Annotated in this window: 8 protein-coding genes; 2 read left to right on the top strand and 6 right to left on the bottom strand. The window is 65.1% G+C overall.

Annotation, left to right across the window (positions count from 1 at the left end; all coding sequences use genetic code 11):
* Together NTW26_07155 and NTW26_07150 are read left to right on the top strand one after the other, a co-directional pair.
* A partial coding sequence (locus NTW26_07155; GenBank protein ID MCX7022035.1) for an NFACT RNA binding domain-containing protein occupies window positions 1–1,104 on the top strand: 1,104 nt, incomplete at its 5' end.
* Between the two features lie 256 nt (window positions 1,105–1,360).
* On the top strand, window positions 1,361–1,564 hold the full coding sequence (locus NTW26_07150; protein MCX7022034.1) for a hypothetical protein: 204 nt from the start codon (window positions 1,361–1,363) through the stop codon (window positions 1,562–1,564).
* 369 nt (window positions 1,565–1,933) lie between these two features.
* On the opposite strand, the gene leuD is transcribed toward NTW26_07150, so the two are convergent.
* From leuD to NTW26_07120, 6 genes are all read right to left on the bottom strand, one after another.
* On the bottom strand, window positions 1,934–2,431 hold the full coding sequence (gene leuD, locus NTW26_07145; GenBank protein ID MCX7022033.1) for a 3-isopropylmalate dehydratase small subunit: 498 nt from the start codon (window positions 2,429–2,431) through the stop codon (window positions 1,934–1,936).
* Window positions 2,432–2,512: 81 nt separating this feature from the next.
* A complete protein-coding gene (locus NTW26_07140) occupies window positions 2,513–3,784 on the bottom strand; it encodes an aconitase/3-isopropylmalate dehydratase large subunit family protein (protein MCX7022032.1) in 1,272 nt (423 codons plus the stop codon).
* Window positions 3,785–3,788: 4 nt separating this feature from the next.
* Entirely contained in the window at window positions 3,789–4,052 is a 264-nt protein-coding gene (locus tag NTW26_07135; GenBank protein MCX7022031.1) for a helix-turn-helix domain-containing protein, read from the bottom strand.
* A 4-nt stretch (window positions 4,053–4,056) separates the two neighbouring features.
* Complete coding sequence (locus tag NTW26_07130) at window positions 4,057–4,701, bottom strand: hypothetical protein (GenBank protein ID MCX7022030.1); 645 nt, start codon at window positions 4,699–4,701, stop codon at window positions 4,057–4,059.
* 102 nt (window positions 4,702–4,803) lie between these two features.
* Entirely contained in the window at window positions 4,804–5,343 is a 540-nt protein-coding gene (locus tag NTW26_07125; GenBank protein ID MCX7022029.1) for an HD domain-containing protein, read from the bottom strand.
* A gap of 117 nt (window positions 5,344–5,460) precedes the next feature.
* On the bottom strand, window positions 5,461–5,951 hold a 491-nt coding region (locus NTW26_07120; GenBank protein MCX7022028.1), incomplete at its 5' end, for a citryl-CoA lyase.

The raw sequence follows: 5,951 nt of genomic DNA, 5'->3' as shown, positions 1-5,951 counted from the left end.
CGCAAGCGGAGCCTGGCCGGGGAACTCGTCGCCGGCGTGGACGGCGTCTCCTCCTCGGCGGTCACCGAGCTCTTCCGGCGTCTCTCCCTGGCGCCCGACGTGGTTTTCGACCAGCTCAACGCGGAAACCCTCGACCTCCTGGCCGCGGAGGGGGACCGGCTCATCGCCTCGGCGGGCGAGGTGCGGTTCTATGCCGACGCGGGGGTCGTCTCCTCCCTATCGCTCCTGGGTTTGGGCGAGTCGCGCCCGGCGACGGAAGAGGACGAGACGGCCATGATCGCCCGTTACGAGCGGGAGTACCGCCGCGCGACCCTCGCCGCCCGTCTCCGGGGCGAGCTGGACCGCATCTCCGGCCGTCGGCGGAAGGCCGCCCGGGACAAGGCGGACGCCATGGACAAGGCAGCCGGCGCCGACGACCTCATGCACGCCGGTCAACTGCTCCTGGCCTCGACCGACGTTCGGGGGGCCGCCCCCGCCTCCATCACCCTGCCCGAGGGCCTCACCGTCCCCCTGGATCCGGAGACCAGCCGCCTAGTCAACGCCCAGCGGCTCTTCGAGCGGGCTAAACGGAACCGACGCGCCCGCGAGCACGCCGGCATGCTGGACGAACTTATCGCGTCCCTCGACGCCGATTACGACGAGCTCGCGGCGGCGATGGCCCCCGACGCCCCCCTCGGGACCCTCTCGAACCTCCACGCGCGGCATGTCGAGAGTGAGAGGCCCACGGCGGAGGGCGGACGCGTCCTCCCGGCCAAAGTCGGCCGCCGGGTGCTGCCCGGGGGGTTCACCCTCTACTGGGGACGCGACGGGCGCGCGAATCAGTTCGTGACTTTCCAACTGGCCCGCCCGGGCGACGTCTGGTTCCACGTCCAGCAGGGCGCCGGCGCCCACGTGGTTGTGCGCCGACCGGACCGCGAGGCCCCCCTCCCCCTCGACGTCATCGTGGAGGCGGCCGGACTGGCCCTGAGAAATTCCACCATGCGCACCTCCGCGCACGTCCCCGTCGTCTACACCGAGCGGAGGTACGTCCGCCACCGCCGGGGAGCACTCGGGTCGGTGTTCTACGAGCGGGAGAAGGTCATTTACGTGGACGGCGGCGCGTAGGACCCGCGAATCCAGGTGGAGCGATTATCCCCAACGATGCAGCTTAGAGTTGACTAAATGGCCGGTTGCCGCCTTCACGTTGGAAAAATAATCCCAACCCGTATATAATAGTTTCGGATAGTGAGCAGGGATTCTGCTTCGTGTTATTTTTTTCACTGAATGGTGGCGAAACAAAGACTTAGCTTGCCGCGCATCCGTCCTCGAACCCGTCATACAACTCGCTCGCGGCGCCGACCATTGACCGGAGGGGGGGCTCATGAACGAAAGTCGAGCGACGTTTCAGGGTGAGGTAGTCCACTGCAGAAAGACTTCCAGAAACGAGTTCGAGATAATCATTCCACGGATCATGGTCGAGCGGGACCTCAAGCCCGATCAAGTCACCATCAACGATCGAAGGCCGAAGAAGTTGGTCTGGGAAAACACCGGCCCGGCGGGCACCCGGATCAGGGCGATAGTGTAAGGAGCGGGCGCCGGACGGGGAGTGCGTTGCGAGGCGCCGCTTCACCGCGGCCAGGGCCTCGAAAATTGTGATGTTGTCGGGGCGGGTCTCCAGACCCGCCCGCTGCACAATCCCCTCCCCCCTCTGGGGGGAGGGTTAGGGTGGGGGGCGAACGTAGGGCGGGGATTTTAATCCCCGCCGCTTTTATCTAGGGTAGCCCTCACCCTAGCCCGTCGGCGCGCCGCTCCCACAGGGAGAGGGGATTGTCCGGAGGAACAGGTGCCACACCTGTCTGCTGCCAACCCAAACGTAAAGGGCGAGCCCCCGCACTCACCCACTTAAACGCTTCCAGCCTTCCCCTCGCCGAATCGCCCACCCGGCGGGCGGACGCTACGGCTGTTCCGTTTTTATGTACTCCAACAGGCCGCCCGCCCGGCTGATCCGGGCCTCCACGTCGGAGAGCGGCACGCCCGTCGCCCCCTTCCCGATGGAAAGATCCGTCACCTCGCCGGTGTCCGTGTCCACCTCGATTTCGTCCCCCTCGGACACGACGGAGGTGACGCCGGGGCACTCGAGGACCGGGTACCCCAGGTTCACCGCGTTGCGGTAGAAAATCCGCGAGAAGCTCTCGGCGACGATGCACGCCACGCCGGCGTGCTTGAGGCACAGGACGGCGTGCTCCCGAGAGCTGCCGCAGCCGAAGTTCTTCCCCGTGACGAGGATGTCCCCGTCCTTGACCTGGGCGACGAAGCCCTCCTTGCCGGGGACGAACTCCAGGGCGTGCTTGGCCATTTCGCGAAAATCGGTCAGCGGCAGGTACTGACCGTGGTAGATCTGGTCGGTGTCGATATCGTCGCCGACGACCCAGGCCTTGCCCTTGAATCGCATCGGTTCTCCCGGTTCTATGTGGAGACAAGGGGTTTAACCGAGCGAAGCGAGCTATGCCTCTGGCAAAACCCCTTGCCCCATCTACGAAAGGGTCGAAGGATCGGTGATGACGCCGCGCGCGGCGCTGGCCGCCGCCGTGGCCGGGCTGGCCAGGTAAATTTCCGCCCCCCGCCCCAGCTTGCCCTCGAAGTTGCGGTTCGAGGTGGAAACCAGCACGTCCCCCGGGGCCAGCACCCCGTGGTGGCCGATGGTGCACAGGGAGCAGCCGGGGTTGGTCACCATGGCCCCGGCGCGCATGTAGGTGTCGTAGAGCCCCTCCTCCAGCATCGCCAGGGCCACCTCGGCGGTGGAGGGAACGACGGTGAGCATCACGTCGGGGTGGACCTTCCCGCCGGCGCGGGTGAGCGCCTCGGCCCCGGCGCGGAAGTCCTCGATCCGCCCGTTGGTACAGCTTCCGATGAAGGCGCTCGTGATGCGCTTCCCGGCCACCCCGTCGGCGCCCGCCGGCATCGCGTTGGTCGGGTAGTGGGGGAGGGCCACCAGGGGCCGCAGCCCGTCCACCGAGTAGCCGAGCCTAGCCCGGTAAGCGGCGTCGGGGTCCGGCGCGAGCGGCTCAACCTTGCGCCCGAGCCGACCCGCAAGCCACGCGTCCACCCGCGGCGACGGCGGGAAGAAGGCTATCTTGGCGTTGATCTCGGTCATCAGGCTGGCCAGGGTCAGCCGGCCGGCGAGGTCCAGCTCGTCTATGGCCTCGCCGGAGAACTCCACGGCCCGGTAGTTGGCCAAATCCGTGCCGAGCTTGTTGATGAGAAAGAGGGTGAGGTCCTTGGCGCTGGTGGGGTGGGAGTACTTGCCGGTGACGACGACCTTGAGGGTGGGGGGGCACTTGAACCACAGGCGGCCGGTCTTCCAGGCGGCGACCACGTCCGTCGTCCCGCACCCCGTGGCGAAGCAGTTCACCGCGCCGAGAAGGTTCATGTGGCTATCGGTGCCGATGACGACCTGGCCGGGGTAAATGCGCCCGTCCTCCAGGAGCACGTGCTGGCCGATGCCCCGGTTGACGTCGTAGAGCGCCTCGACGCCGTGCTTCTTGGCGAATTTCCGGCAGATGCCCTGGTTCTCGGCGACCTTGGTGACCTTGGCCGGGGCCTGGTAGTCGAAGGTCATGGCGATGCGGGACGGGTCCGCCGGTCGCGCGTCGCCGAAGTGTTCCTCGTATTCCAGCACGACGTTGGGGCCGCCGAAGTCGCGCACCACCGCCAGGTCCACGTCCACCCAGACGCGGTCCAGCGGTTCCACGTCGCGCCCCGCCGCGCGGGAGAGAATCTTCTCGATAACGGTCTTCCCAGCCATTTATTTACTTCTTGTTACTTGGTTTTTTTATGCTGGAGACGAGTGAATACCAGGCTCTATGAAGCGGATTGCGGAACCGGTAACGCACGAGGCCGTCCTGATATAGTTTTTCTAAGATTCCACGTTCAATTAGACGTTTAGCAGCAGCATTAACAGCTTGCGGGGAGAGACCTAGTTTCTCGATCAATTCCTTGCTCGCTACCTCTAGTGATGCGTTTTGAGCAAGATAGGTCAGGATTGATTCATAGTTCTGGCTGCGCAGACCCATAAGATCATGAATCCACCTGTTCCATGGATTCCACGATGGTCATCCGGTCGAGCTGGATGTAACGGAACTGGCGGGGGAAGGACGGGTGATCCTCGCGCAGTCGACGCTCGCCGTTGGGGGTGGCGGTAAAGAGGAACATGACCTGCCGTTGTCCCTCCCGGCTGAGGGTTTCCATGAAATCCTTCAGCAGGTGGGCCGCCCCCTCGAAGGAGGCAAGGCGTTCCGTCTCGTCTAAGACGACTAGAAAAGCCTGGTTGCGGGGAGCCAGTTCCCGCAGGAGGTGTAGAACCAACGGCGAGAGTTGTAGCCGTATTTCCGGTCGTTCCCGCTCCGCCAGCTCCAACCCCAACAGCCCGACTTTAATCCCCCGGATGCTCGACAGCAACTCAATGACCTTGCTCTGGTCGGGCACCAGCTTGCGGAACGTGTCAATCAACGCCAGACAGACATGATCCAGACTGGCGCATGCCCCGAAGGTGTAGACACCGGATCGGAACTCCAGTTCCTCCATCCCAGCCAGAGAGGGAATGTTGGCCGCCATCTCCTGCACCGCCAGAGCAAAGGACGACTTGCCGACCCATTTCTCGCCCAGCACCAACATATTGGATGAATGACGCTTGAGGGTGGAAATCAGCGCTACACGAGCCATCTCCAGATCCACCCGGCGACCGGCGAACAACCGCGGCTCAACCGGGTAGATAGGATCGAAGGCGTTGAAACTGAATCCGTTGACCGGCATGATTCCCCCTTCCTACTTGAACTCCTTCTTCAGCGCGTTGAACAAGGTGAAATCCGCCTGGTGGATGATTATCGCCTCGGGGCTGCGGGGGGTCTTGTCCCCCTCGAAGGCGTGGGAGCCGATCATGTGGGCGATTTTCACCGGCAGCCCCACCGTCATCGCCAGCCAGACCCCGGTGATGGGGTGGCGCAGGTAGCGCCCGATGCGGCTCTTCACGTACCCGCCGTCGTTCTTGACGAACTCCAGGAGCTTCCCCACGTCGTGCAGAAGCGCCCCGGCGATGACGTACTGGTGGTTCACCTTGAGGTCGTCCTGGTCCAACTGGTTGATGACCCCGGCCATGGCGTCGGCCAGAAGCGTCACCCCCCGGGTGTGCTCGATGAGGGTCACCCGCGTCTCGATCTGGAGGGTGAAGGGGATTTCCAGGACCTCCTCAAAGGTCCACTCGCCCAGGTCAATCCCGCGCAGCCAGCACTCGAGGCACATCTCGCGTAAGGCTATGTCCTCGATGAGCTTGAACTCGGGGATGGCCTCCAGCAGCTTCTCGACCATGTCGCTCCTTTAAGGGGGGCCAGACGAGAGGATGGTATCACCTCCGGGGCCCGAGTGGAACCCCCTGAAAAAAACCGCCCCCGGGGGACGGTTGGAGAATCGGCGCGGGGCGGCGGCCTACCCTCCCTCGGAGCGGAGGGCCTTGCCGGTCTGGCCCCCGTAGTCGCAATCCTCGACGACGATCTTGCGCATGGGCTTGAAGGCGGTGCGCTCCTCGTAGACGTGGGCGATGAGGCCGGGGAACCGAGCCAGGGCGAAGACGAGGTTGCCGACCTCGGGCGGGAAGCCCAGCTCGCAGAGAAGGGCGGCGATGGCGCCGTCCACGTTCAGAGGCATCTTGTGCCCGACGGCCTCGGAGAGGGCATCCGCCAGGGCGAGGGCGTAGGCGCAGTAGCGGCCGTGGAAGCCGAGCTCGCGGGCGAGGGATAAAAGGCGCTGGGTGCGCGGGTCCTTGTTGTGGTAGCGGTGGCCGAAGCCGAATAGGACGCGCTTCTCGGCGCGGGCCGCCTTCACCGCCGCCTTGGCCGCCTCCACGATCTCCCCCGCGTCCTCGGGCACGCCGGAGAAGGCGCGCATGGCGTTCTCGATGGCGCCGCCGTGGTAGTCGG

The sequence above is a fragment of the bacterium genome, from assembly GCA_026398675.1.
Classification (GTDB): Bacteria; RBG-13-66-14; RBG-13-66-14; order RBG-13-66-14; family RBG-13-66-14; genus RBG-13-66-14.
Note: the sequence above shows the minus strand (reverse complement) of the source record. Positions and strands in the feature narration are given on the sequence as shown.